This window comes from Citrobacter sp. Cs237, assembly GCF_030332325.1.
Lineage (GTDB): Bacteria > Pseudomonadota > Gammaproteobacteria > Enterobacterales > Enterobacteriaceae > Citrobacter_A > Citrobacter_A sedlakii.
On the sequence record NZ_JAOWIB010000093.1, the window covers coordinates 405762 to 432254 of the forward strand.

Consider the following 26493-nt stretch of genomic DNA (forward strand, 5'->3'; position numbering starts at 1 on the left):
GGCGGCCAGTTTTTAATCAAGGAGTTGTAGATGAAAAAGTTAGTCGCAACAGCGCCGCGCGTGGCGGCCCTGGTGGAATATGAAGACCGGGCTATTGAGGCTCATGAGGTGCGGATCCGCGTGCGCTTTGGCGCGCCGAAGCACGGTACGGAAGTGGTCGACTTTCGCGCCGCCAGCCCGTTTATTGACGAAGATTTCAACGGTGAGTGGCAGATGTTTATGCCGCGTCCGGAAGGCGCGCCGCGAGGTATCGAATTTGGCAAGTTCCAGCTTGGCAATATGATCGTTGGCGACATTATCGAATGCGGCAGCAGCGTCACCGACTATGCGGTGGGCGACAGCGTCTGCGGCTACGGTCCGTTGTCCGAAACGGTCATCATCAATGCAGTGAATAATTACAAGCTGCGCAAAATGCCGGCAGGTCGTTCGTGGAAAAACGCCGTGTGTTACGACCCGGCGCAGTTTGCGATGAGCGGCGTGCGCGATGCGAACGTGCGCGTGGGCGACTTCGTGGTGATCGTCGGGCTCGGCGCCATTGGTCAGATCGCGGTGCAGCTGGCGAAAAAAGCGGGCGCGTCCGTGGTGATTGGCGTTGACCCGATCCCCCATCGTTGTGATATCGCCCGTCGTCATGGCGCAGATTTCTGCCTTAACCCAATCGGCACCGACGTGGGGATGGAGATCAAAAAGCTGACCGGTAAGCAGGGCGCTGATGTGATCATCGAAACCAGCGGTTATGCTGACGCGTTGCAGTCCGCGCTGCGCGGACTGGCCTACGGTGGCACTATCTCCTACGTCGCTTTCGCGAAACCATTCGCCGAAGGGTTCAACCTCGGTCGCGAAGCGCACTTCAACAACGCCAAAATCGTCTTCTCGCGCGCCTGTAGCGAACCGAATCCGGACTATCCGCGCTGGAGCCGTAAACGTATCGAAGAAACCTGCTGGGAACTGCTGATGAATGGGTATCTGAACTGCGAAGACCTGATCGACCCGGTGGTGACGTTCGCAGACAGCCCGGAAAGCTATATGCAGTACGTCGACAGACATCCGGAAAAGAGCATCAAAATGGGCGTAACGTTTTAAGGGACAGGACGACAAAAATGAAAATTGGAACGCAGAACCAGGCATTTTTTCCGGAAAACATTCTGGAGAAGTTTCGTTATATCAAAGAGATGGGCTTCGACGGCTTCGAAATCGACGGCAAATTACTGGTTAACCACCTCGACGAAGTCAAAGCGGCAATCAAAGAAACCGGCCTGCCGGTGACCACGGCCTGCGGCGGCTACGACGGCTGGATTGGCGACTTTATTGAAGAGCGTCGTCTGAACGGTCTTAAGCAGATTGAGCGCATTCTGGAAGCGCTGGCTGAAGTCGGCGGGCAAGGGATCATCGTCCCGGCAGCCTGGGGAATGTTCACCTTCCGTCTGCCGCCGATGACCTCGCCGCGCAGCCTGGAAGGCGACCGCAAAATGGTCAGCGATTCACTGCGTTATCTCGACAAAGTGGCAGAACGCACCGGGACGGTCGTTTATCTGGAGCCGCTTAACCGCTATCAGGATCACATGATCAACACGCTGGCGGATGCACGTCGTTACATCGTGGAGAACGACCTGAAGCACGTGCAGATCATCGGTGATTTCTACCACATGAATATTGAAGAAGACGATATGGCGAAGGCGCTGCACGATAACCGCGACCTGCTGGGGCACGTGCATATTGCTGACAACCACCGCTATCAACCGGGGACCGGCACGCTGAATTTCAAAATGCTGTTCGACCAACTGCGCGCGGATCACTATCAGGGCTATGTGGTGTATGAAGGGCGCGTCCGGGCGGATAACCTGCCGGAAGCCTACCGTCAGTCTTTGGCCTGGTTGCGTACCTGCTAAGAGGTTTCCGTGAAAAGTGCAATGACAAGCTCCCCGCTGCGTGTGGCCATTATTGGCGCAGGACAGGTAGCGGATAAGGTTCATGCTTCGTACTACTGCACCCGCGAGGATCTGGAACTGGTGGCTGTCTGTGACAGCCGCCTGTCTCAGGCACAATCGCTGGCAGAAAAATACGGTCATGCGCAGGTCTGGGACGATCCGCAGCGCATGCTGCAAAGCGTAAAGCCGGATATCGTGAGTATCTGTTCGCCAAACCGTTTTCACTATGAACATACCATGATGGCGCTGGAAGCCGGTTGCCACGTGATGTGCGAAAAACCCCCGGCCATGACCCCGGAACAGGCGCTGGAAATGTGCAATACCGCGCGCCGGATGGGCAAAGTACTGGCGTATGATTTCCATCACCGTTTTGCTCTCGACACGCAACTGTTACGCGAGCAGGTGACGGCAGGCGTGCTCGGCGAAATTTATGTTACCAATGCCAGAGCGCTGCGCCGCTGCGGCGTGCCCGGCTGGGGCGTCTTTACGAATAAAGCGCTCCAGGGCGGCGGCCCGTTGATCGACCTTGGCGTACATATGCTGGATGCGGCAATGTACGTTCTGGGATTCCCGCTGGTGAAACGCGTTACCGCGCACAGCTTTCAGAAGATCGGCACCCGGAAAAATAACGGTCAGTTCGGCGAATGGGATCCCACGACCTATACCGTGGAAGATTCGCTGTTCGGCACCATTGAATTTCATAACGGCAGTATTCTGCGCCTCGAAACCTCTTTTGCACTGAATATTCCTGAACAATCAATAATGAATGTGAATTTTTGCGGCGATAAAGCAGGCGCAACGCTGTTCCCGGCGCAGGTCTACACCGATCACAACGGCGAACTGGCTATTCTGACGCAGCGGGAGCGCGCCGATGATCAACGCCATTATCGCAGTATGGAAGCTTTCGTGAACCACGTTCAGGGTGAACCGGTCACCATCGCCGACGCCGAGCAGGGCTTTGTGATCCAACAGCTGGTCGCGGCGCTGTATGAATCTGCCGAAACAGGGATGTGCGTTGAATTATGAGTAAACCAGTGATGTTATCCGATCCGGGTTTTTGCCCGCACAGCCTGAATAAATACGCCTCGCTGATGGCGACAGGCAACGGTTATCTGGGGATCCGCGCCAGCCACGAAGAAGGCTACACGCAGCAGACGCGCGGGATGTATCTTGCCGGACTTTATCACCGGGCCGGCAAGGGGGAAATCAATGAACTGGTGAACCTGCCGGATGTGATTGGCGTCGATATTCAGCTCAACGGGGACATTTTCTCCCTGCTTAGCGGCACGATTGAAAGCTGGCGGCGCGAACTGGATGTTAGCTGTGGCGAGCTGACGCGCACACTGGTCTGGCGCGCGCCCGGCGGCGCGCGTTTCGCCATCGAGAGCCGCCGCTTCGCTTCCGTGACGCAACTGCCGCTGGTGGCGATGCGACTGTCCATCACGCCGCTGGACGCGGCGGCGACGGTATCTCTGTCCACCGGCATCGATGCCACTCAGACCAACCATGGCCGCCAGCATCTGGATGAAACGCAGGTGCGGGTGTTTGGCCAGCATCTTCTGCAAGGCATTTATTCCACCCAGGATGGCCGCAGCGATATTTCTGTCTCGACCTGGTGTCGCGTGCAGGGCGAGGTGCAGTCCTGTTTTACGGCGAAAGAGCGTCGCCTGTTGCAGCATAACACCGCGCAGGTCGCCCAGGGCGAACGGTTGACGCTGGAAAAGTTCACCTGGATTGAGTGGACCAGCAGTCGCAATCTGTCACTGGATACCTGGGCCCGCCAGGGACGACGCGCGCTGGAGAATTGCGCGCTGCAGGGTTATGAGGCCTTACTGACGGAGTCCGCCGCCAACTGGGGCGACTGGTGGCAGCGCTGTCGGGTCGAGGTCGCCAGCCATGACAATGCGGATCAGCGGGCGCTGGATTTTGCGCTCTATCATCTGCGAAGCATGACGCCAGCCCATGACGAGCGCAGCAGCATCGGTGCGAAGGGCATGACTGGCGAAGGCTACAAAGGCCATGTGTTCTGGGATACCGAAGTCTTTTTACTGCCGTTCCACCTGTTTACCGAGCCGGAAGTGGCGCGCAATCTTCTGCGCTACCGCTGGCACAACCTGCCGGGCGCCCGTGAAAAAGCGCGGCGCAATGGCTGGCATGGCGCGCTGTTTCCCTGGGAGAGCGCCCGCAGCGGCGAAGAAGAGACACCGGAATACGCGGCCATTAACATCCGTACCGGGCTGCGTCAGAAGGTGGCTTCCGCGCTGGCGGAACATCACCTGGTCGCTGATATCGCATGGGCGGTGGTCGCTTACTGGCAGGCAACGGGCGATGACCAGTTTATGGCACGCGAAGGGCTGACGCTGCTCCAGGAAACAGCGCGGTTCTGGATGAGTCGTGCTACGGACGTCAACGGACAGCTGGAAATTCATGACGTGATTGGCCCGGATGAATATACCGAGCACGTCAACAACAACGCGTTCACCAACTACATGGCGCATTACAACGTTGCCCAGGCGCTGCGTTTTTCCCGCCGCTTTGGCTGCACGGATGAGGCGTTTCTTCATCGCGCCGCGCATTTTCTCGCGCACCTTTGGCTGCCGGAGGCAGGGGAGGACGGCGTACTGCCGCAGGATGACACCTTCCTGAGTAAGCCGGTCATCGATCTCACGACATATAAGGCGAAAGCGGGCAAGCAGACTATTCTGCTCGATTATTCGCGGGCGGAAGTCAACGAGATGCAGATCCTCAAGCAGGCTGATGTCGTGATGTTGACCTACATGCTGCCTGAGCGGTTTTCGACCGATGTCTGCCTGCGCAACCTGAACTTCTATGAACCGCGAACGATTCACGATTCCTCATTGAGCAAATCGATTCACGGTATTGTGTCCGCGCGCTGTGGCGATGCCGAACAAGGTTATCGTTTCTGGCGAGAAGGGACGCTAATCGATCTTGGTGACGATCCGCACAGCTGCGATGACGGCATTCATGCGGCGGCAACGGGAGCGATCTGGCTTGGTGCGATCCAGGGCTTCGCCGGATTAAGCGTACGCGAAGGCGAGTTGCACCTTAACCCTGCGTTACCAGACGCCTGGCGGCAACTGACCTTCCCACTTCGGTGGCAGGGAAGCGAACTGCGCATTTCGCTGTCGAGACAGGAAGCGCGTATCAGTAGCACTCGTCCGGTGACCCTATGGCTGAACGGGACGGTGCTGACCGTTAACGGTGAGCAGACCTGTTCCCTCGCTGACTTTATTTTGCCCACCAATGGGACCGCTACCACACAAAAGGAAGGTGAATGAAACTACAGGCAATAGTGTTCGATCTCGATGGGGTGATCACCGACACCGCGCATCTGCATTTCCTTGCCTGGCAACAGGTCGCCGCAGACGTCGGGATCGCGATCGACGAGGAATTTAACGACACCCTGAAAGGGATAAGCCGGGGGGAGTCATTGCTGCGTATTTTACGTCACGGCGGGAAAGAGGGGGAATTCAGCGAGCAGGCGCGCGAGGCGCTGGCGGCACGTAAGAATGCGCTTTACGTTCACTCTCTGCGCGATTTAACCGCCGATTCCATCCTGCCGGGGATCCGTGAACTGCTCGGCGAACTGCGCGCGCGACAGATAGCAATTGGCCTGGCATCAGTCTCCCTGAACGCCCCCACCATTCTCAGGGCGCTGGAAATTGAACACTTTTTTGATTATTGCGCCGATGCCGGAAAAGTAGCCCGTTCCAAACCGGATCCGGCGATTTTCCTCGCCGCGTGTCAGGGACTGGGCATACCGCCGCAGGCCTGTATCGGAATCGAAGACGCACAGGCTGGAATCGATGCGATCAATGCCAGCGGCATGCGCTCGGTAGGCATTGGCTCGGGCTTGACGGGCGCAGGTTTGCTGCTTCCGGCGACAGACTCTCTGACGTGGCCGTGCTTATCGGCTTTCTGGCAACACGACAAGTAAAGGAATCATTATGGCACAGCTCTCGTTGCAACACATTCAGAAGATTTACGACAACCAGGTTCACGTAGTGAAAGATTTTAACCTGGAGATCGAAGACAAAGAGTTCATCGTTTTTGTCGGTCCGTCAGGCTGTGGTAAATCAACCACGCTGCGCATGATTGCCGGACTGGAAGAGATCAGCGCTGGCGATCTGCTGATCGACGGCAAACGGATGAACGATGTTCCGGCAAAATCGCGCAATATCGCGATGGTCTTTCAGAACTACGCGCTGTATCCGCATATGTCCGTGTACGACAACATGGCGTTTGGGCTGAAAATGCAGAAGATTGACCCGACTATTATTGATGAACGCGTCAACTGGGCGGCGCAGATCCTTGGCTTGCGGGACTATCTGAAGCGCAAACCGGGCGCGTTATCCGGCGGTCAGCGTCAGCGCGTAGCGTTAGGACGCGCTATTGTGCGTGAAGCCGGGGTGTTCCTGATGGATGAGCCCTTATCGAACCTCGATGCCAAACTGCGTGTGCAGATGCGCGCGGAAATCAGCAAGCTGCACCAGAAGCTGAACACCACCATGATCTACGTGACGCACGACCAGACGGAAGCGATGACCATGGCGACGCGTATCGTCATTATGAAAGACGGGATAGTACAACAGGTGGGCGCCCCGAAAACGGTCTATAACCACCCGGCAAATATGTTTGTCGCGGGATTTATTGGCTCACCGGCAATGAATTTTATTCGCGGCGCGATCGACGGCAATCAGTTTGTAACCGAAACCCTGAAATTAACCATTCCGGAAGACAAATTACAGGGGCTGAGAGCAAAAGGCTACGAACATAAAGCGGTGGTGATGGGTATTCGTCCTGAGGATATTCATCCCGAGTCGCAACAGGAAAATAGCGTGGCGGCAAAAATAAGCGTCGCAGAACTGACCGGCGCGGAATTTATGCTGTACACCACCATTGGGGGGCACGAGTTGGTGGTCCGTGCCGGAGCGGTTAATGATTATCACGCAGGAGACAATATCACCATTCATTTTGATATGGCGAAATGCCATTTCTTTGACGCAGAAACTGAATTCGCTATTTAACGAGAAAACTTGCCGGGAGAACCTGTTCTCCTGGCTTTAGCTCATTTTATTTATCTGTATTTATACAAGGAATAATAATGAAAACCTTACTGTCCTCTACTGCGCTGCTGATGTGCGCAGGAATGGCCTGCGCGCAGGCTGCAGAAAATAATGACTGGCATTTTAATGTCGGCGCCATGTATGAAATCGAAAACGTCGAAGGCCAGGGTGAAGATATGGACGGGCTGGCTGAGCCCTCCGTCTATTTCAACGCCGCCAACGGGCCGTGGAAAATCTCGCTGGCGTATTATCAGGAAGGGCCGGTTGATTACAGCGCGGGTAAGCGCGGCACCTGGTTTGACCGCCCGGAACTGGAAGTGCGTTATCAGTTTCTGGAAAGCGACGACGTCAATTTTGGTCTGACCGGCGGTTTCCGTAATTACGGCTATCACTACGTTAATGAACCGGGTAAAGACACCGCGAATATGCAGCGCTGGAAAGTGTCGCCGGACTGGGATATTAAGATTAGCGATAACGTGCGCTTTGGCGGCTGGTTGTCCCTGTATCAGTTCGTTAATGATTTATCGACAACCGGTTATTCCGACAGCCGCGTCGAAACGGAGACGGGTTTTACATGGAATATTAACGAAACGTTCTCCCTGGTCACCAATTATTACCTTGAACGCGGTTTCAATATCGACAAGTCGCGGAACAACGGTGAATTCTCGACGCAGGAAATTCGCGCCTATCTACCGGTGGCATTAGGCAACACCACGCTGACGCCATACACCCGTATTGGTCTTGATCGCTGGAGCAACTGGGACTGGCAGGACGATATCGAACGCGAAGGTCATGATTTCAACCGTCTCGGTATGCTGTACGCCTATGATTTCCAGAATGGATTATCCATGACGTTGGAATATGCGTTTGAATGGCAGGATCACGATGAAGGCGAGCGGGATCATTTCCACTACGCCGGTGTCGGCGTGAATTACGCTTTCTAATTGTCAACGCACGGCCGGATGGCGGCGCAGCGCTGACAGGCGTTATGGATAACGCACACACTCACGGGGCAGAATACGCCCCGTTTTTACGCCAGCGATCCCGCAAGAGCGATTTGGGTCGCGACGGTGATATGTTGCAGACCCTTTTTGCCGCGAATTAATTTAAACAGCAAGGCGCAACTTTCTTCCCCAAGTTCCTGCGTTGGCACATCAATTCCGCCCGGCGGCGGCGTCAGAATAAACGACAGCATTTCATTACTGTAGCCCACCACGGCGAGCTGCTGCGGAATGGCAATATTCAATTCCGCTGCCGCACGATAAAGGCTCATTAATTTCAGGCTGTCCGTGGCGAAGACGGCATCCGGTAATGTGCTCTGGCTCAGCAAGGCTCTGGCGGCGCATAGCGCGGATTCATGGGTGTAACCGCCGTCGATAATCCACTCATCGCGGATCGTCAACTGGTGTGCCTGAAGGCTGGACTTATAGCCATTCACCCGGTCAACGGAGACGTGATAATCCAGCGGCGCGTGCAGGCAGGCGATAAGCCGGTGGCCGCTGTTGATCAACGCATCGGTTAGCGCAATGCTGTCGCGGTAATTATCGGTATCGACAGAATAGACATGATCGTACTGACCCTCCACTTTGCCAATAACCACCACCGGAATATCGTATTTATCCAGCCGCGCGAAAAAGGACTCATCCGCAGGCGAGCTGAGCATAATAATGCCCTTGATCATTTTCTGCTTAATTTTGCTCTCACATTTTTGCAGGTCGTCTTCACTGCTGCGTGACGTCTGCAAAATTACGTCGAAACCTTCTTCTTCGGCCTTGGCGGTAATGGCATGCAGCACTTCAGAGAAGAACGGATTTCCGGCGGTGGTTTTGGTGGAGCGGGTGGAAATGACCATAATGGCGTCAAAGCCAGAGGAGGTCAGGGCGCGGGCCAGTTTGTTGGGCTGATACTGTAATTCGTCGATGGCGCGCAGGACTTTTTCCCGCGCTTCGGGCGATATATTGGTTTGCTTATTAAGTACTCGGGAAACCGTCGACTTCGACACACCCGCAACGCGGGCAATATCATAAATAGTGGGCGACATAATTCAGGAACTCCATCAGAGAGTTAATGCCACCCATCTTATGGAGTTAGCCAGTCGTTGACAACATAACGTGTTGGATAATCAACAACCTGACCTGAAACAGGAAGGTTTTACGCCCGGTGTTTATGACGGCGCTGCGTTGAGGCCGGATATTGCAACAGGGCCGCTGCGGGACGTACCGGACGTCGAACCAATTCCCCCCCGCAGTTCGGGCAACTGCCGTGAAGCCGCTGAGTCACGCAATCACTGCAAAAGGTACATTCGAACGAACAGATAAAGGCTTCCGTTGATTCCGGCGGCAGATCGCGATCGCACCATTCGCAGTCAGGGCGAAGTTCGAGCATGGTGTTCTCCGGGTTAAGGGAAAAATCATCGAAAGTATAGATGACCCACAGTCCACGCAGAATAAAACCTGCCACTGCACCAGGATCACCATGAAAAGGATACCACGATCTGTTTATAGCGCTTGCGGGCACCACCTTCTACATCGCTCCGATGCTTAGTGAAAAAGGTGCCTGCGCTGGATTTTGAGGGTTATTTTATAATCAACCACCCGGTTGGAAATGCTGCTGCCTAACTCATTTAGGATCAGAGATTTGCAACGTTATGATAAACTTTTTGAACATCATCGTCATCTTCAAGGGCATCAACAAGCCCTTCAAAAATTGCTAAATCTTCTGGTGAAAGTTCAATTTCTGATTGAGCGATCATTTCTAATGATGTTGTTGTGAATTCAGTGATTCCAGCCGCTTTTAACGCTGCAATGCCTTTGTGAAGGTCTGTGGATTCAGTATAAATAACGATGTTTCCGTCTTCTTCGGTGACATCACGAACATCCACTTCAGCATCAAGCAAAATTTCAAAAATACGGTCAGGGTCTGTTCCTTTAAATACAATCACGCCGGTATTGTCAAACATATAACTGACAGAACCTGCCGCCCCGATATTCCCGCCATTTTTATTGAAAATTGTGCGGACATTCGCAATCGTACGATTAACATTTGACGTCAACGTTTCAGCGATAATCATTGAACCATTGGGTCCAAAGCCTTCATAACGTCCCTGGACGAACGTTTCATCTCCGCCACCTTTGGCTTTATCAATGGCCTTATCGATAACGTGTTTTGGAACCTGCGCTTGTTTCGCACGTTCAATAACGAATTTTAGAGATGAGTTTAATTCTGGGTCGGGTTCACCTTGTTTCGCTGCAGCATAGATTTCCACACCGAATTTTGCGTATACTTTAGACGTTGCACCGTCTTTAGCCGTTTTTTTAGCAACGATATTGGCCCATTTACGTCCCACTGGAATTCGCTCCTCGAAAATTTATTTACATTACTTGCAGATTAATAATCTGCGTTTTTTCTACCGTATTATATCATGATATGTAAATATTCGTCTATGAATATTAAAATATGCCGTGTGTATGGAGTGTTACTTTTGTTTTGCCAACAGTAAATATGGTGTGAATATAATTTGATAATGTTCTTCTGAGTGTTTTTTCTGTTCTTAATACTTGAGCCGTAATAAGAACAGATAAGACACGAACTGATACGAAGCCGACGCCCCGTCCACAGCCGCTTGATAATCAACAACCTGCCCCCATCATAACCGGTATACGTTATAATTTTTTCTGGCCTTCAGGCATAACGGGATGGCGATGAAGAGACTCACCAATGAACTCAATGCGCTGGTCAATCGCGGCGTCGACCGGCATTTACGCCTGGCGGTTACCGGACTGAGCCGGAGCGGAAAGACCGCGTTTATCACCGCGCTGGTTAACCAGCTGCTCAACATTCATGCCGGGGCGCGTTTGCCCTTGCTCAGTGCGGTGCGTGAAGAACGCCTGCTTGGCGTAAAACGGGTGCCGCAGCGTGATTTCGGCATTCCGCGTTTCACCTACGATGAAGGGCTGGCGCAGCTTTATGGCGAGCCGCCGACCTGGCCGACGCCAACCCGTGGCGTCAGTGAAATTCGCCTCGCGCTGCGCTACAAATCCAATGACTCGTTACTGCGTCATTTCAAAGACACATCAACGCTGTATCTGGAAATTGTCGATTACCCGGGGGAGTGGCTGCTCGACTTGCCGATGCTGGCGCAGGATTACCTCAGTTGGTCGCGGCAAATGACCGGGCTGCTTCAGGGGCAGCGCGCAGAATGGTCGGCGACGTGGCGCAAGCTCAGCGAAGGGCTGGATCCCCTGGCGCAGGCCGATGAAAACCGGCTGGCGGAGATTGCCGCCGCCTGGACTGATTACCTTCACCAGTGCAAGCAGGAAGGGCTACATTTTATCCAGCCCGGCCGTTTCGTGCTGCCCGGTGATATGGCCGGCGCGCCGGCGCTGCAGTTTTTCCCGTGGCCGGACGTCGATGCCTGGGGAGAGTCAAAACTGGCGCAGGCGGATAAACACACCAACGCCGGCATGCTGCGCGAACGCTTCAATTATTACTGCGAAAAGGTCGTAAAGGGGTTTTATAAAAATCATTTCCTGCGTTTCGATCGCCAGATTGTCCTGGTTGATTGTCTGCAACCGCTGAACAGCGGACCACACGCATTCAATGATATGCGTCTGGCCTTAACGCAACTGATGCAAAGCTTCCATTACGGTCAACGCACGCTGTTCCGGCGGCTGTTTTCGCCGGTGATTGATAAGCTGCTGTTTGCGGCGACCAAAGCGGACCACGTGACACTCGACCAGCACGCCAATATGGTCTCGCTCCTGCAACAGCTGATTCAGGACGCCTGGCAGAACGCGGCCTTTGAGGGGATCAGTATGGACTGTCTGGGGCTGGCTTCCGTTCAGGCAACCACCAGCGGGCTGATTGACGTGAACGGCGAAAAAATCCCGGCCCTGCGGGGAAATCGCTTAAGCGATGGCGCGCCGCTGACTGTCTACCCAGGTGAGGTGCCCGCACGTCTGCCCGGGCAGGCTTTCTGGGACAGTCAGGGCTTTCAGTTTGAGGCGTTTCGTCCGCAAAAAATGGATGTCGACAAACCGCTGCCGCACATTCGCCTGGATGCCGCGCTGGAATTTTTAATAGGAGATAAATTGCGATGAGCGAGCCGTTAAAACCGCGTATCGATTTCGCCGGTCCGCTTGAGCCGGAGCAGGATCCGGTGTTCAGGGCGCAACAGACGTTTAGCGAGGCGCAGGCGCAAAGCTTCGCTCCGGCTAACATCGACGAACCGCTGGAAGAAGAAGGGCAAGCCGAAGCGGTGATTGACGCAGCATTGCGCCCAAAACGCAGCCTGTGGCGCAAAATGGTTATGGGCGGGCTGGCGCTGTTTGGCGCCAGCGTCGTGGGCCAGGGTGTCCAGTGGACGCTCAATGCCTGGCAAACTCAGGACTGGGTGGCGCTGGGTGGGTGCGCTGCCGGCGCATTGATTATCGGCGCGGGCGTGGGTTCTGTGGCGACGGAATGGCGACGTCTGTGGCGCTTACGCCAGCGCGCCCATGAACGCGACGACGCCCGGGAACTGCTGCACAGCCACGGAACCGGGAAAGCCCGCGCGTTTTGTGAAAAGCTGGCCCGGCAGGCGGGAATCGATCAATCACATCCGGCGCTACAGCGGTGGTACGCCTCGATACACGAGACCCAGAACGATCGTGAGATCGTCAGCCTGTATGCGCATCTGGTGCAACCGGTACTGGATGCGCAGGCAAGACGTGAAATCAGCCGTTCGGCGGCGGAGTCTACGCTGATGATCGCCGTCAGTCCGCTGGCGCTGGTGGATATGGCGTTTATCGCCTGGCGTAACCTGCGGTTGATTAACCGTATCGCCGCGCTGTACGGCATTGAGTTGGGCTATTACAGCCGTTTGCGTCTGTTCCGTCTGGTCCTGCTGAACATCGCCTTTGCCGGCGCCAGCGAACTGGTGCGAGAAGTCGGTATGGACTGGATGTCGCAGGATCTTGCCGCCCGCTTATCCACGCGCGCCGCGCAGGGGATTGGCGCCGGACTGCTGACCGCGCGTCTGGGCATCAAAGCGATGGAACTTTGCCGCCCGCTGCCGTGGATGGAGGATGATAAACCGCGACTGGGCGATTTTCGTCGTCAGCTTATTGGGCAGGTGAAAGAGACCTTGCAGAAAAACGCCGCTGCCCGGGAAAAATCCTGACCAGACAGGCGTTGACCGCGTATCTTTACGCCGAAACGCCTGTTTTTCCATCATGCTGTCAATATTTGTTGACAGAATCCTTCCTGCTATCCGAATCCTGGCTTATCATCTTATTTAACGTTCTTTATTCAGGTGAAGGTTCTCCCCATGCGTCTGGAAGTCTTTTGTGAAGACCGTCTTGGTCTGACCCGTGAATTACTCGACCTGCTGGTGCTGCGCGGCATTGATTTACGCGGTATAGAGATAGATCCGATTGGGCGAATTTACCTCAATTTTGCCGAACTGGAGTTCAATCACTTCAGCAGCCTGATGGCGGAGATTCGCCGTATATCCGGCGTGACGGACGTGCGAACGGTGCCGTGGATGCCTTCTGAGCGAGAGCATCTGGCGCTGAGCGCGCTGCTTGAAGCCCTGCCGGAACCGGTTCTGTCGCTCGATCTGAAAAGCAAAATCGACATGGCGAACCCGGCAAGCTGTCAACTTTTTGCGCTCAACCTGGAGCGGATGCGCAATCATACCGCTGCCCAACTGATCAACGGTTTTAACTTCCAGCGCTGGCTGGAGGGAAATCCGCAAAATTCGCATAACGAGCACGTGGTCATTAACGGCCAGAATTTCCTGATGGAAATCACCCCGGTGTATCTGCAGGGCGAAGCCGAGCAGCAGATGCTGACCGGCGCGGTAGTGATGCTACGTTCGACCATCCGTATGGGCCGCCAGCTGCAAAACCTGGCGACGCAGGACGTCAGCGCGTTCAGCCAGATCATCGCCGTCAGCGCCAAAATGAAGCATGTGGTGGAGCAGGCGCGTAAGCTGGCGACCCTCAGCGCGCCGCTGCTGATTACCGGCGATACCGGTACGGGAAAAGATCTGTTTGCCTATGCTTGCCATCAGGCCAGCCCGCGCGCGGGGAAACCCTATCTGGCGCTCAACTGCGCGTCAATCCCCGAGGACGCCGTTGAAAGTGAGCTGTTTGGTCACGCGCCGGAAGGCAAAAAAGGCTTTTTCGAACAGGCGAACGGCGGTTCTGTCCTGCTTGACGAGATTGGCGAGATGTCGCCGCGGATGCAGACTAAACTGCTGCGCTTCCTGAACGACGGCACGTTCCGCCGTGTCGGAGAAGATCACGAAGTGCACGTTGACGTACGTGTGATCTGCGCTACCCAGAAAAACCTTGTTGAGCTGGTGCAGAAAGGGGTGTTCCGGGAAGATCTTTACTATCGTCTTAACGTGTTGACCCTGAATCTGCCGCCGCTGCGCGATTGCCCGCAGGACATCATGCCGTTGACCGAACTGTTCGTGGCGCGTTTTGCCGACGAGCAGGGCGTACCGCGTCCTAAACTCTCTGCCGACTTAAGCACAGTCCTGACCCGTTACGGTTGGCCGGGCAATGTGCGACAGCTTAAAAATGCCGTTTATCGCGCGCTGACCCAGCTTGAGGGTTATGAACTGCGGCCGCAGGATATTTTATTGCCGGATTACGACGCCTCCGCCGTGGCGGTAGGCGAAGACGCAATGGAAGGTTCGCTGGATGAAATCACCAGCCGCTTTGAGCGTTCGGTGTTAACCCAGCTTTATCGTAACTATCCTAGCACGCGCAAACTGGCAAAACGGTTGGGCGTGTCGCATACGGCTATCGCCAATAAGCTGCGGGAATATGGGCTGAGTCAGAAGAAGGGTGAAGAATAAAGGGGAATTGCTCTGGAAGGCCTGATTGCGTTATCCGCATCAGGCCTGTGGGGGCGCCGGTAGGCCGGATTAAGCATCAACCGCTATCCGGCGCACCCGTTGGCAATTATGCTTTCAGCACGTCCAGCGCCGCAGCATAATCAGGCTCGTGAGTGATTTCGTTTACCAGTTGGCTGAAAATCACGTTGTCGTTCTCATCAATCACCACCACGGCACGCGCAGCCAGGCCTTTCAGCGGGCCATCGGTGATTTCTACACCGTAGTTTTTCAGGAACTCAGGGTTGCGCAGGGTAGAAAGCGTAACAACGTTGCTCAGGCCTTCCGCGCCGCAGAAGCGAGACTGGGCGAACGGCAGGTCCGCAGACACGCACAGCACAACGGTATTCTCGATCTCGGTGGCCAGTTGGTTAAACTTACGTACCGATGCCGCGCAAACGCCGGTATCGATGCTCGGGAAAATGTTCAGCACTTTACGCTTGCCCGCATACTGGCTCAGCGCGACGTCGGACAGATCTTTTGCCACGAGGGTAAAAGGCTGCGCCTTGCTACCCGCTTGTGGAATGGCGTTGGCGACTGCAACCGGGTTGCCCTGGAAATGTACGGTTTGTGACATGGTTATCTTCCTGTTTACATATAGTTAACGTCGTAGCTAGTTTATGCCAACAGCCGATAACACGGCAAACGCTATTTCTGCGTAACGCACAAACGACCACGTTTTCGCATGAGGAGAAAAGATGAGAGCAGTAAAGGTATACGAGGAAGCCTGGCCGTTACACACTCCCTTTGTGATTGCCCGCGGCAGCCGAAGTGAAGCGCGGGTGGTGGTGGTTGAACTGGAAGAAAATGGCGTGAGAGGGATCGGGGAATGCACGCCGTATCCGCGCTACGGCGAAAGCGACGCGTCTGTCCTTGCGCAAATCATGAGTATCGTTCCGCAACTGGAAAAGGGACTGACCCGGCAAGCAGTTCAGCAGGTGCTTCCTGCTGGCGCGGCGCGTAATGCCGTTGACTGCGCGTTATGGGATCTTAGCGCTCGCCAGCAGCAGCAAACGCTTGCCGACGCTGCCGGCGTCACGCTGGACGCGGAGATCACCACGGCGCAAACGGTGGTGATCGGTACGCCAGAACAGATGGCCGCCAGCGCGGCGGCACTGTGGGAAACGGGCGCGCGACTGTTAAAGGTGAAACTGGATGACAGGTTGATTAGCGAGCGGATGGTGGCGATTCGTTCGGCTGTGCCGGAGGCGACGCTTATTGTCGATGCCAATGAGTCCTGGCGTGCGGAAGGCCTGGCGGCGCGCTGCCAGCTGTTAGCGGATCTCGGTGTGGCCATGCTTGAACAGCCGCTCCCGGCCCAGGATGACGTTGCGCTGGAGAATTTTATCCATCCTTTACCCCTCTGTGCCGACGAGAGTTGCCATACCCGCAGCAGTCTCAAGGCGCTGCGCGGACGCTATGAAATGATCAACATAAAACTGGATAAAACCGGAGGGCTGACCGAGGCGCTGGCGCTGGCGACAGAGGCTCGCGCGCAGGGTTTTTCGCTGATGCTGGGCTGTATGCTCTGTACATCGCGGGCGATCGGCGCGGCGCTACCGCTCACGCCGCAGGTCACGTATGCCGATCTCGATGGCCCCACCTGGCTGGCCGTTGACGTGGAGCCGTCGCTGCACTTTACGACAGGACAATTGCATCTTTAGGGTGCCAGCGCAGCAGACTGGACATCGCCTGGAGGTAGGTCTCGCTGGCCTCATCTGCTGAGATCGGCGGGAATTCCGCAGTGATGCAATGCAAATTCAGGTCCGCGCACCAACTGCCGAAAGACCCGGGCGTTTCATAGCCCACGCTGGTCACCAGCGGCAGGGAAAATGCCTCCGCCAGCCATTCCCCCAGCTCGCTGCTGGCAGGATCTTCAATACAGGCCAGCGGGTCGTGAAACGACACCACCCACGCGGGATGAATATGATGAATGAGCTGGCAAAGCGCCTGCGTTTCCGGCTCTGAACCCGGATGGTCTCCCGTTAATAGCACCACATCGCGCTCAGAGGCGGCGCTGTTCCAGCGATAAACCGTTTCCCCGGCTTTCCAGTTCGCGGCGGGAAAATTGCGGTTCAGGTCGACGCCGTTGGCGTTGGCGCGCAGCCCTAACTGACAGCCGTCCGGATTCACCGCAAGGATCACATGATGGCGGCGCAGTGACGGCGTCAGCGTACGCAGCGCGCAGGAAAGGGTAACCACCGACGAATTTTCGTCACCGTGCGTTCCCGCAATGATTAAACCGCTTTCACGATCTGCCGCCGGAGCCGGAAACCAGATCAGCGGGGCCCCTAACAGCGATCGACCATAATGTTCAGTGCCGGGCGGAAATGCGCCGCGCTCGGCGCGTGGGCGGGTAACGGTCATAAGCGTCTCGGATTGCTGAGGATAGTCTTCGCAGTGTTGTGCAATTTTTGCCGATAATCAAATTGATTTCACGCGTCCGGATATTTAGTCGTGATATCAATTTTTTGCCGGAAGGTATTTGCATTTCCCTATGGCGAAACAAATAATTACGCCATTAATGATAAGCCGTTTTGAGGGAATCGTATGAAGCACTCTGTTGCAGTCACCTGTTGTGCGCTGATGGTAAGCAGCATCTCTTACTCCTGGGCTGCGGAGGTTCCCGGCGGTACGGTACTGGCAGAGAAACAGGAGCTGGTTCGCCATATCAAAGACGAACCGGCAACGCTCGATCCGGCGAAAGCAGTAGGGCTGCCGGAGATCCAGGTCATCCGCGATCTTTATGAAGGGCTGGTGAATCAGAACGAAAAGGGGGAAATCATCCCCGGCGTCGCCACTCAATGGAAAAGCAACGATAACCGCATCTGGACATTTACCCTGCGTGAGAACGCCCGCTGGGCTGACGGTACACCTGTCACCGCGCAGGATTTTGTCTACAGCTGGCAACGGCTGGTTGACCCGAAGACCCTTTCTCCTTTCGCATGGTTCGCGGCGCTGGCAGGCATCAACAACGCGCAGGCGATTATTGATGGCAAAGCGACGCCGGACAAACTCGGCGTTAGCGCCGTGGATGCCCGTACGCTGAAAGTCCAGCTGGATAAACCGCTGCCGTGGTTCGCCAATCTGACGGCAAACTTTGCGTTTTATCCGGTGCAAAAAGCCAACGTCGAAAGTGGGAAGGACTGGACCAAACCGGGTCATCTTATCGGCAATGGCGCTTACGTGCTGAAGGACAGGGTGGTGAACGAAAAGCTGGTGGTCGTGCCGAATACGCAATACTGGGACAATGCGAAAACGGTTCTGCAAAAGGTCACTTTTCTGCCAATCAATCAGGAATCCGCCGCCACAAAACGCTATCTGGCAGGGGATATTGATATCACCGAGTCCTTTCCGAAAAACATGTATCAAAAGCTGCTTAAGGACATTCCCGGTCAGGTTTATACACCACCGCAGCTGGGGACCTACTATTACGCGTTCAATACACAAAAAGGCCCTACGGCGGATTCCCGCGTGCGTCTGGCGCTGAGCATGACCATTGACCGTCGTATTATGGCCGGGAAAGTGTTAGGAACGGGCGAAAAACCGGCCTGGCGTTTCACGCCGGATGTCACCGCAGGCTTTACACCTGAGCCGTCGCCATTCGAACAAATGAGCCAGGAAGAGCTGAATGCGCAGGCGAAAACGCTGTTGCGCGCGGCGGGTTACGGACCGCAGAAGCCGCTCAAGCTGACGCTGTTGTATAACACCTCCGAAAATCATCAGAAGATTGCCATCGCAGTGGCCTCGATGTGGAAGAAAAATCTCGGCGTAGAGGTAAAACTGCAAAATCAGGAATGGAAAACCTATATCGACAGCCGCAACACCGGCAATTTTGACGTTATTCGCGCCTCCTGGGTTGGCGATTACAACGAACCGTCGACATTTTTGTCGCTGCTAACGTCGACCCATTCCGGCAATATTTCGCGCTTCAATAACCCGGCGTATGACAAAGTGCTTACCCAGGCCACGCTGGAAAATACGGCCCAGGCGCGTAACGCCGATTACAATGCGGCTGAAAAAATTCTTATGGAACAAGCGCCCATCGCCCCGATTTATCAGTACACCAACGGACGGCTGATCAAACCCTGGTTGAAAGGGTATCCGATCGCCAACCCTGAAGATGTGGCCTACAGCCGGACGATGTATATCGTGAAGCACTGAATGTAAGCATGGCGTTTCTGACTGGTCACACAGGGGCTATTCAGGTACCCGCCCCGGCAGGGAGATGCCATGCCAGTCGCGGCACAGTTTGCCCATGCCGCGCAACAGAGAGTGGCGCAAATGCGATCGTTCCTGCTTCTACAGACAGGTAACACAGTCGTGCAACGCGCCGCACTCCTTAATTATCAAATGAATCCGTTTGCAGAGTTAACGATGCAAGAAAAATAATACCGTCAGCGCAAACAGAAGCGGTTTCCGTTAATCACTCGCCAGCTAAGCGTAATAAACGCGTCGTAAGAGCACAAAAGAATAACAGTTTAATAATGGACTTCATCTATTTTCAGGCGCGGAAAAAAGAGGCGTTCATATTTGGATGACATGCAAGCACGCCTCAGTGAAAAATCACTGAGGCGGTATATTAATGATAGTGACACCAGTGCCTGACCAGACTCACTTTATTACGCAGTCCCATTTTGCGCATCGCCAGACTTTTATAGGTATAAACCGTTTTACTGTCCAGTTGCATTACGCCTGCGATTCCCCTGACGGAAATGCCGCTGATATACAGTGAAATGATCATGAATTCCTTCCAGTTGAGCATCTTTTGTGGCTCTTTGGGGCTTCTCACCTTGCACAAAGGGATAGCAATTTTTCTTTTACGTAACAGCAGAGACAGTCTGGCTTCAATGGTTACAAGGGGCATATTGATCTCACAATAGAACATCTTGCGATCGTCCACTTTCAGTGACAAAAAATTTAACAGCTGAGGATTGCCAATAATTAAAATACGTTCCGCATTACACGCGGTCAGCGCTTTTAGTTCTGATACGTCAATCCACGATTTGTCAAAGATGAAAACCGCTATACTGGCACCGGGATTTAACGCTTTTGAATTATGATTTATTATTTTTGCTACCAAATGCTCAACGGCTACTCGGGCGTAATGATCGTCGCCCTGAATAAAAATCTCCGCCATACCCAATCACCCATAGACATAAATAAGATTACATGTGAGACAACTTTAATGAAAAGTTCACCCCGATAGTGATTATTCTGGAGGGTAGAAAATAGGATAGCAATGCTTTAATTATCCAATTATGGACAGACTGTTTGTAACCAAACTGAATATTTGACAGGGATGTAATGTAAAGAGACGGAACATGACAGCAGACTTTAGCACAATGTCATGGTATTGTTACGCACAAGTAACGGAGCTTTCACTTACAGAAGGAGATCGTCATGATCATGAGAAAGCTTAAGACGGCGAGAGGAAAAAAATTCCTGCTTTGCCTGCTTGGCGTATTCATCATCGCTGCGACTGTCGTCACGCGTGCAACCATTGGCGGGGTGATTGAGCAGTACGACATACCGCTGGCGGACTGGACGACATCAATGTACGTCATCCAGTCATCGATGATTTGTGTCTACAGCCTGGTCTTTACGATTTTACTGGCGATACCGCTGGGGATTTACTTCCTCGGTGGGGATGACAAACCGTAAAAGAAAAGGCCCGACATTCGGGCCTTTCGCTTATAAATCTGACGGTTAATCGTCTTCGTCGTCGTCGAGTTCTACCGGAGTCTGATACTGATCGGGTTTGATGACCAGCAGGTCACAGCGCAGATGATCGATAACCTGTTCCGCGGTATTGCCAAGAAACGCGGCGGAGATACCGGTACGCCCCACGGTGCCCAGCACCACAATCCCCGCCTGCAAATGTTCAGCCAGATCCGGGATCACCTCTTCCGGTAATCCTTTCTCTACGTGGGTGACTTTTTCATCGATACTGAATTTCTGGCGCAGAGACTTCATCGCCAACAGGTGCTGACCGCGAATCGCATCGTTATACACGCTGGGGTCGAACTCGGGCAGTTCAATAGCAATGTTGATGGGAGTGACCGGATAGGCGCCAACCAGATGTACTTCGGTATGGTTGACCTGCTCGGCCAGTTGCAGGGTTTCTTTAACCAGTTTCTCGTTCAGCGCATTGTGATAAGGTTCTTCGCTGGCAAGGTTCACCGCCACCAGCGCTTTCCCGCCTTCTGGCCACGGCTGGTCTTTGACCATCCATACCGGGCTCGGACATTTACGCAATAAATGCCAGTCGGTCGGCGTGAAGATCACCGCTTCCAGTTTATCGTGCTGGTGGGCCATTTTTAGCACCAGATCGTGTCCGCCGCTGATGACCTCCTGAATGATGGCTTCAAAGGGACGGTTGTGCCAGACCACTTTAATGTCAATCGGAACGCCTGCTTCGAGATAGTATTTCGCCTGTTCGCGGATCCATGCGGTCCGCTGGCTGATGACGCCCTGGCGCATTGCCGTACGCTCGTCTGGCGACAGCAGGGTCGTCATTTCGTATGAAAAGTCATAGATCGGCAGGAAGGCTTTTATGGTGCCACCAATCCGTTGATGCAAATAAACCGCACGCCGTAACGCAGGTTGATCGTCCTGATTCGGATCGATAACCACCAGCATGTTTTGATACATAGCCATACAGGGTCTCCTTACAACTGTCACCGCAGTCTGTAACTAAAAGAGTAACCCAATAACGAGAAATGAAACAGGGAAGAACCTTCTGTCAGATCAATAAATCAGGAAAATTTAGCGATTCGACAGAAGGGTTTCTGGAGAAGTTGCGGAAAGATTAAGCGACGTTACGCGTGTGACCGGCAAGCACCGCCAGCGCCTCGCTGTTCTCGATGGTAATGTATTTGCCTTTTACTGCCAGCATGCCGCTTTTCTGGAAACGCCCCAGCAGACGGCTAATGGTTTCGACAGTCAGGCCGAGGTAGTTACCGATATCGCCGCGGGTCATGGTCAGACGAAACTCGCGCGGTGAGAAGCCACGCTGGGCAAAACGACGAGAAAGGTTATAGATAAATGCCGCCAGGCGCTCTTCCGCGTTTTTCTTTGACAGCAGCAGGATCATATCCTGGTCGCCTTTGATTTCGCCGCTCATCAGGCGCATCATCTGCTGACGCAGATTGGGCATTTTGCCTGACAGATCGTCCAGCGTTTCAAACGGGATTTCACAGACCATTGAGGTTTCCAGCGCCTGTGCAAAGCTTGGGTGATGGCCACTGCCGATAGCGTCGAAGCCAACCAGATCGCCCGCGAGGTGGAAGCCGGTAATCTGTTCGTCACCTTGTTCGGTAATGGTGTAGCTCTTGATCGTACCGGAACGAATGGCGTAGAGCGATTTCAGCTCATCACCTGCTTTAAACAGGGTTTGCCCTTTCTGGATCGGCTTTTTACGCTCGATAATATTATCAAGCTGATCAAGCTCATGCTCGTTAAGTGTGAACGGGATGCAAAGCTGGCTGATACTGCAATCCTGGCAATGGATAGCACAACCGCCAGACTGAATGCGCCGTATAATTCGCTTTTCCGGGATCATAGGTCTGCTCAAGCCGTAATTGATATTTGTCAATTTTAACATCTTTTTGGTGGGCACGTAAGTCTGAGCAGAGCGCAATAGCGGATAATTCCGGAAAGTGAGCGGAAAATATTTCTATCTTGTTGAAAAACCTCACCTTGAGTGAGGCATCTTTACGCAAAAGTGTGAGCAAGAAGGCACGAATTGCCTGGACTCAGAGTAACAAATAGCCTTCGTGACGCAGTAACCACTCTTTGCGCTGTACACCGCCAGCGTAGCCGGTCAGGGCGCCATTTCGGCCAATGACGCGATGGCAAGGCACCACAATACTGATGGGATTCGAGCCATTGGCTGCGCCCACCGCGCGCGCCGCGCCGGGGCGACCAAGCTGTTCCGCCATCTGACCATAGTGCATCACCTGTCCTTTTGGAATGGTGCGTAACATCTGCCAGACGTCGCGCTGGAAGGGCGTTCCGCCGGTTGCGGTGGGGAGAGTGTCAATCACATCAATATTCCCGGCAAAATAGTCAGCCAGTTTATCGGCCAGCCCGCCGGGGTTTTTCGCCGGGATGCGGGAATACCCCCCGGCCCGATAATGAATATCCAGCAGTTGTTCCATTCGGTCGCTATGCTGTTCCCATTCCACGGCGCGCAGGTGGAACTGTTCGTCGCAGAGGATCCACAATGGTCCCAGCGGGGTCGCAATTTTATCTTCCAGTAGTGTCAGCATTCGACGCCTCGTATCAGTACCGCTAATTAGCCGTCATCAATCTAGCATGGCGAACTTCCATGCCGCTATACCCCTGATTTGGGATAAAAAAAAGAGTCTGTCGACATCGCCAGACTCTACAGTACACACAGCAGTATTTCCTTAAGTAATCCCGGATGTTTTCCTGAATGCGGGTAATGACTTATAGCAAGAGCGGTGTTGGGGGTCCAGCCGGTATTAGTGATTGATTTTAAAAAATCATAAGTTAAATCAGATAGTTTAATTGCGGATAAACTGGGAGTGTATCACCCGTTAAAATTCTGCGCTGATAGCACGGACAAACAGGGATTCATCGTCGCTTACTGGAAACTTCTGTAAACCATTGTCGCTATTCAGGGGGACGGTTATGATAACGGTTGTCTTAAAAACGGGAGGATGAAGCATGAACCTTGACGACAAAGCGCTGTTTCTTGACGCCATGGAGGATGTCCAGCCTCTCAAACGTTGTACAGACGTTCACTGGCAGCCGGTGCGCAACGCGCGTAAGCCGCAGCGTATCGACACGCTGCAGCTTGATAATTTCCTCACCACCGGTTTTCTGGACATTGTCCCGCTGGCGCAGCCGCTGGAATTTCGCCGCGAGGGGCTACAGCAGGGCGTGCTCGACAAACTGCGTGGCGGAAAATACGGTCAGCAGGCCAGCCTGAACTTATTGCGCCAGCCGGTGGAAGTCTGTCGCCAGCAATTGTTCCGCTTTATTCTCCAGTCTTTGCAGGATGGCTTACGTAATGTGCTCATCATTCACGGTAAAGGGCGGGACGATCACTCGCACGCGAATATCGTGCGCAGCTATGTGGCGCGCTGGCTGACCGAATTTGATGATGTGCAGGCGTACTGTACGGCGCTGCCGCACCACGGCGGCAGCGGCGCCTGTTACGTGGCGCTGCGTAAAACCGCACAGGCAAAACAGGAGAACTGGGAACGCCACGCCAAACGCAGCCGTTAATGTAGCAACAGCGACAGCTCCTGCGCGGCTTTTTGCAGTTCTGGCAGTACCCGGGTCCGCAGTTCCTCCGCGGAAACCTGTCCGGCATGGACGCCCACATTCAACGCTGCCTGTACCTGTCCCTGGGCGTTAATTAACGGTACGGCAATTGACCGTAGTCCCATCTCCAGTTCCTGATCGTTAAGCGCGTAGCCCTGTTGCCGCACTTTTTTTAGCTCCGCGCGCAGGGCCGAAACAGAATCGACGGTTTGCGAGGTGTAGCGAATCATGGTGATTCTTCCCAGCATATCATTCAGTTTATCTTCCGAAAGGTGGCTTAACAGTACGCGGCCCATTGAGGTAGACCACGCGGGCAGGCGGCTGCCAATGTCCAGATCGATGGTCATGATCCGCGAACTGGAGGCGCGGGCAATATAGAGAATATCGTCGCCGTCCAGCGTGGCGATGGAGCAGGATTCATTGAGCATATCGCTCAGATGCTTGAGTACCGGCTGCGTGGCGCGCGCCAGCGGCGTCGAGGCGAGGTAAGCATGCCCCAGCGCCAGGATCCGGGGGCGCAGTTCAAAATTTTTACCGTCTTCAGCATAGACAAACCCCAGTTTACCCAACGTATACAGACAGCGGCGTACCGCTGCGCGTGGAATGCCGGTCTTCTGACTGATCTGCGATATCGACATCACCCGGCGCTGCGGCGTAAACGCCTGAATCACCTCCAGCCCGCGTGCCAGCGAGGCCATAAAATTCGGGTCGCCCTTAAACGGGTCGGCTTCGTTGCTCAGACGATCGTCCGGATGTTTTTCCACTGTTTTTCCCTCATTGTTCGCCATCGATCACATTCTTCGCACAAATATACACATCGTTCGATTATCGCACCATATTTCGATTATCGCCCTTGCCTGGCTTCGTTAAGTGGGTCACATTTTGTGCGAACAACGCAAAAACGTGCGAAATACGCACAACAAGGAGCGACCAGATGATTGATAAGAGTGTGCCTTCGCTGGAGGAGGCCATTGCCGGGATCCCGGATGGCGCCACCATCATGATTGGTGGATTTGGTACGGCGGGGCAGCCCACCCGGCTGATTGACGCTCTGATAGACCAGGGGGCCCGGGATCTCACTATCATCAACAACAATGCGGGTAACGGCGAAGTGGGGCTCGCGGCGCTGCTGAAAGCGAAACGGGTGCGTAAAATGATCTGCTCTTTTCCGCGCCAGGTGGACTCGCAGATTTTTGACGGGCTATACCGTAACGGAGAGGTGACGCTGGAGCTGGTGCCGCAGGGGAATCTGGCGGCGCGGATCCAGGCAGCCGGTGCCGGAATTGGCGCAATTTATACCCCAACGGGCTATGGCACCCCGCTGGCGGAGGGTAAAGAAACCCGCTGCATTGATGGTAAAAACTATGTGCTTGAATATCCGATAAAAGCCGATTTCGCGCTGATTAAAGCGCACCGGGCTGACCGCTGGGGAAACCTGGTGTACCGCAAAGCGGCGCGGAATTTTGGACCGATCATGGCGACGGCCGCGCACACCACTATCGTCGAAGTGAATCAACTGGTTCCGCTGGGCGAACTCGATCCTGAACATATCATTACGCCGGGCATTTTTGTCCAGCGCGTATTTTCGCTGGAAAACCTGGCAGAAACAGCGCTGCGTGCCTGAGGAGGAAAAATGAAAAGATTATCACGGGATGAAATGGCGAAACGCGTGGCGCAGGATATTCCCGAAGGGGCTTACGTCAATCTTGGTATTGGCTTGCCTACGCGGATCGCCAACTACCTGCCCGCAGACAAAGAAATCTTCCTGCACAGCGAAAACGGTCTGCTCGGCATGGGACCGAAGCCTGCGGAGGGTGAGGAGGATCCCGAACTGATCAATGCCGGAAAAGAGTATGTCACCCTGCTGCAGGGCGGCTGTTATTTCCATCATGGCGATTCGTTCGCCATGATGCGCGGCGGTCACCTTGATATCTGCGTACTGGGGGCATATCAGGTTTCTGCATCAGGGGATCTCGCGAACTGGAGCACCGGCGCACCCGATGCGATCCCGGCGGTAGGGGGGGCGATGGATCTGGCGATCGGCGCGCGTCAGGTGTTCGTGATGATGGATCACTTAACCCGCGAGGGAGAATGTAAGCTGGTAGAGCACTGTTCCTATCCGTTAACCGGAATGCGATGTGTCAGTCGTATTTACACCGACCTGGCGGTAATCGACATTACCGAAAAAGGCCCCGTGGCGAGGGAAATTTTCAACGGACTCTCATTTGAAGAGCTGCAGCGTATCACGCCGGTGACGCTGGGGTTTGAACAGCTGGCGCAAAGCGCATAAGGAACT

Annotated in this window: 26 protein-coding genes; 16 read left to right on the top strand and 10 right to left on the bottom strand. The window is 54.3% G+C overall.

What is annotated here, in order from left to right; genetic code table 11:
* Nucleotides 1-30: 30 nt before the first annotated feature.
* From ycjQ to OGY07_RS06405, 7 genes are all read left to right on the top strand, one after another.
* Nucleotides 31-1083 carry a D-guloside 3-dehydrogenase gene (gene ycjQ / locus OGY07_RS06375; protein WP_286599381.1) on the top strand — a complete coding sequence of 351 codons (1053 nt, stop codon included), beginning with the start codon at nucleotides 31-33 and terminating at the stop codon, nucleotides 1081-1083.
* Nucleotides 1084-1100: 17 nt separating this feature from the next.
* Complete coding sequence (ycjR, locus tag OGY07_RS06380; RefSeq protein WP_181823114.1) at nucleotides 1101-1889, top strand: 3-dehydro-D-guloside 4-epimerase; 789 nt, start codon at nucleotides 1101-1103, stop codon at nucleotides 1887-1889.
* A 9-nt stretch (nucleotides 1890-1898) separates the two neighbouring features.
* Nucleotides 1899-2954 carry a D-glucoside 3-dehydrogenase gene (gene ycjS, locus OGY07_RS06385; protein WP_199957695.1) on the top strand — a complete coding sequence of 352 codons (1056 nt, stop codon included), beginning with the start codon at nucleotides 1899-1901 and terminating at the stop codon, nucleotides 2952-2954.
* Nucleotides 2951-5227, top strand: a complete 2277-nt coding sequence (locus OGY07_RS06390) for a glycoside hydrolase family 65 protein (protein ID WP_286599385.1) — start codon at nucleotides 2951-2953, stop codon at nucleotides 5225-5227. Before ycjS ends, OGY07_RS06390 begins: the two co-directional genes overlap by 4 nt.
* Complete coding sequence (gene pgmB, locus OGY07_RS06395; protein WP_060571269.1) at nucleotides 5224-5886, top strand: beta-phosphoglucomutase; 663 nt, start codon at nucleotides 5224-5226, stop codon at nucleotides 5884-5886. The genes OGY07_RS06390 and pgmB overlap by 4 nt, the downstream gene beginning before the upstream one ends.
* A 10-nt stretch (nucleotides 5887-5896) precedes the next feature.
* A complete protein-coding gene (locus OGY07_RS06400; protein WP_181823116.1) occupies nucleotides 5897-6976 on the top strand; it encodes an ABC transporter ATP-binding protein in 1080 nt (359 codons plus the stop codon).
* Between the two features lie 77 nt (nucleotides 6977-7053).
* Nucleotides 7054-7959 (top strand): OmpG family monomeric porin, encoded by a 906-nt coding sequence (locus tag OGY07_RS06405; protein WP_042283326.1) that lies wholly within the window; start codon nucleotides 7054-7056, stop codon nucleotides 7957-7959.
* An 86-nt stretch (nucleotides 7960-8045) separates the two neighbouring features.
* Here OGY07_RS06405 and OGY07_RS06410 read toward each other — a convergent pair whose 3' ends face one another.
* The 3 genes from OGY07_RS06410 to OGY07_RS06420 form a co-directional block, all read right to left on the bottom strand.
* Nucleotides 8046-9056, bottom strand: a complete 1011-nt coding sequence (locus OGY07_RS06410; RefSeq protein ID WP_060571267.1) for a LacI family DNA-binding transcriptional regulator — start codon at nucleotides 9054-9056, stop codon at nucleotides 8046-8048.
* Nucleotides 9057-9166: 110 nt separating this feature from the next.
* Nucleotides 9167-9400 carry a DUF1272 domain-containing protein gene (locus OGY07_RS06415; RefSeq protein ID WP_286599538.1) on the bottom strand — a complete coding sequence of 78 codons (234 nt, stop codon included), beginning with the start codon at nucleotides 9398-9400 and terminating at the stop codon, nucleotides 9167-9169.
* Nucleotides 9401-9644: 244 nt separating this feature from the next.
* On the bottom strand, nucleotides 9645-10361 hold the full coding sequence (locus OGY07_RS06420; RefSeq protein ID WP_042283320.1) for a YebC/PmpR family DNA-binding transcriptional regulator: 717 nt from the start codon (nucleotides 10359-10361) through the stop codon (nucleotides 9645-9647).
* Between the two features lie 355 nt (nucleotides 10362-10716).
* On the opposite strand from OGY07_RS06420, the gene OGY07_RS06425 reads away from it, so the two are divergent.
* The 3 genes from OGY07_RS06425 to tyrR all read left to right on the top strand — a co-directional run bounded on the left by OGY07_RS06425 (nucleotide 10717) and on the right by tyrR (nucleotide 14864).
* Nucleotides 10717-12114 carry a YcjX family GTP-binding protein gene (locus OGY07_RS06425; RefSeq protein WP_042284697.1) on the top strand — a complete coding sequence of 466 codons (1398 nt, stop codon included), beginning with the start codon at nucleotides 10717-10719 and terminating at the stop codon, nucleotides 12112-12114.
* Nucleotides 12111-13175 carry a YcjF family protein gene (locus tag OGY07_RS06430; protein ID WP_181823119.1) on the top strand — a complete coding sequence of 355 codons (1065 nt, stop codon included), beginning with the start codon at nucleotides 12111-12113 and terminating at the stop codon, nucleotides 13173-13175. Before OGY07_RS06425 ends, OGY07_RS06430 begins: the two co-directional genes overlap by 4 nt.
* Nucleotides 13176-13322: 147 nt before the next feature.
* Nucleotides 13323-14864 (top strand): transcriptional regulator TyrR, encoded by a 1542-nt coding sequence (gene tyrR, locus OGY07_RS06435; RefSeq protein ID WP_060571265.1) that lies wholly within the window; start codon nucleotides 13323-13325, stop codon nucleotides 14862-14864.
* A gap of 106 nt (nucleotides 14865-14970) precedes the next feature.
* Here tyrR and tpx read toward each other — a convergent pair whose 3' ends face one another.
* Complete coding sequence (tpx, locus tag OGY07_RS06440) at nucleotides 14971-15477, bottom strand: thiol peroxidase (RefSeq protein WP_042283311.1); 507 nt, start codon at nucleotides 15475-15477, stop codon at nucleotides 14971-14973.
* 121 nt (nucleotides 15478-15598) lie between these two features.
* Between tpx and ycjG the strand changes: the two genes are divergently transcribed.
* Entirely contained in the window at nucleotides 15599-16564 is a 966-nt protein-coding gene (ycjG, locus tag OGY07_RS06445) for an L-Ala-D/L-Glu epimerase (RefSeq protein WP_286599394.1), read from the top strand.
* On the opposite strand, the gene mpaA is transcribed toward ycjG, so the two are convergent.
* Complete coding sequence (gene mpaA, locus OGY07_RS06450; RefSeq protein WP_286599397.1) at nucleotides 16539-17267, bottom strand: murein tripeptide amidase MpaA; 729 nt, start codon at nucleotides 17265-17267, stop codon at nucleotides 16539-16541. The two genes, ycjG and mpaA, sit on opposite strands and share 26 nt — an antisense overlap.
* A 183-nt stretch (nucleotides 17268-17450) precedes the next feature.
* Between mpaA and OGY07_RS06455 the strand changes: the two genes are divergently transcribed.
* Nucleotides 17451-19064: a peptide ABC transporter substrate-binding protein gene (locus OGY07_RS06455; RefSeq protein ID WP_286599400.1), complete on the top strand. Its 1614-nt coding sequence runs from the start codon at nucleotides 17451-17453 to the stop codon at nucleotides 19062-19064.
* Between the two features lie 418 nt (nucleotides 19065-19482).
* Here OGY07_RS06455 and OGY07_RS06460 read toward each other — a convergent pair whose 3' ends face one another.
* The gene (locus tag OGY07_RS06460; protein WP_286599402.1) at nucleotides 19483-20040 is read right to left on the bottom strand and encodes a LuxR C-terminal-related transcriptional regulator; all 558 of its coding nucleotides are present in this window, start codon (nucleotides 20038-20040) and stop codon (nucleotides 19483-19485) included.
* Nucleotides 20041-20303: 263 nt separating this feature from the next.
* On the opposite strand from OGY07_RS06460, the gene OGY07_RS06465 reads away from it, so the two are divergent.
* Nucleotides 20304-20564 (top strand): DUF2534 family protein, encoded by a 261-nt coding sequence (locus OGY07_RS06465; RefSeq protein WP_042283301.1) that lies wholly within the window; start codon nucleotides 20304-20306, stop codon nucleotides 20562-20564.
* 45 nt (nucleotides 20565-20609) lie between these two features.
* On the opposite strand, the gene uspE is transcribed toward OGY07_RS06465, so the two are convergent.
* The 3 genes from uspE to ogt form a co-directional block, all read right to left on the bottom strand.
* Nucleotides 20610-21560 carry a universal stress protein UspE gene (gene uspE, locus OGY07_RS06470; protein WP_042283298.1) on the bottom strand — a complete coding sequence of 317 codons (951 nt, stop codon included), beginning with the start codon at nucleotides 21558-21560 and terminating at the stop codon, nucleotides 20610-20612.
* Between the two features lie 151 nt (nucleotides 21561-21711).
* The gene (gene fnr, locus OGY07_RS06475) at nucleotides 21712-22464 is read right to left on the bottom strand and encodes a fumarate/nitrate reduction transcriptional regulator Fnr (protein ID WP_060571260.1); all 753 of its coding nucleotides are present in this window, start codon (nucleotides 22462-22464) and stop codon (nucleotides 21712-21714) included.
* A 193-nt stretch (nucleotides 22465-22657) separates the two neighbouring features.
* Nucleotides 22658-23173 carry a methylated-DNA--[protein]-cysteine S-methyltransferase gene (gene ogt, locus OGY07_RS06480; protein ID WP_042283293.1) on the bottom strand — a complete coding sequence of 172 codons (516 nt, stop codon included), beginning with the start codon at nucleotides 23171-23173 and terminating at the stop codon, nucleotides 22658-22660.
* 421 nt (nucleotides 23174-23594) lie between these two features.
* On the opposite strand from ogt, the gene smrA reads away from it, so the two are divergent.
* Complete coding sequence (gene smrA, locus OGY07_RS06485) at nucleotides 23595-24158, top strand: DNA endonuclease SmrA (protein WP_042283291.1); 564 nt, start codon at nucleotides 23595-23597, stop codon at nucleotides 24156-24158.
* Here smrA and OGY07_RS06490 read toward each other — a convergent pair.
* Nucleotides 24155-24961, bottom strand: a complete 807-nt coding sequence (locus OGY07_RS06490; protein WP_042284694.1) for an IclR family transcriptional regulator domain-containing protein — start codon at nucleotides 24959-24961, stop codon at nucleotides 24155-24157. The genes smrA and OGY07_RS06490 overlap by 4 nt on opposite strands.
* 170 nt (nucleotides 24962-25131) lie before the next feature.
* On the opposite strand from OGY07_RS06490, the gene OGY07_RS06495 reads away from it, so the two are divergent.
* Both OGY07_RS06495 and OGY07_RS06500 read left to right on the top strand, forming a co-directional pair.
* The gene (locus OGY07_RS06495; protein ID WP_042283288.1) at nucleotides 25132-25821 is read left to right on the top strand and encodes a 3-oxoacid CoA-transferase subunit A; all 690 of its coding nucleotides are present in this window, start codon (nucleotides 25132-25134) and stop codon (nucleotides 25819-25821) included.
* A gap of 9 nt (nucleotides 25822-25830) precedes the next feature.
* Nucleotides 25831-26487 carry a 3-oxoacid CoA-transferase subunit B gene (locus OGY07_RS06500; protein WP_042283286.1) on the top strand — a complete coding sequence of 219 codons (657 nt, stop codon included), beginning with the start codon at nucleotides 25831-25833 and terminating at the stop codon, nucleotides 26485-26487.
* Nucleotides 26488-26493 lie beyond the last annotated feature (6 nt).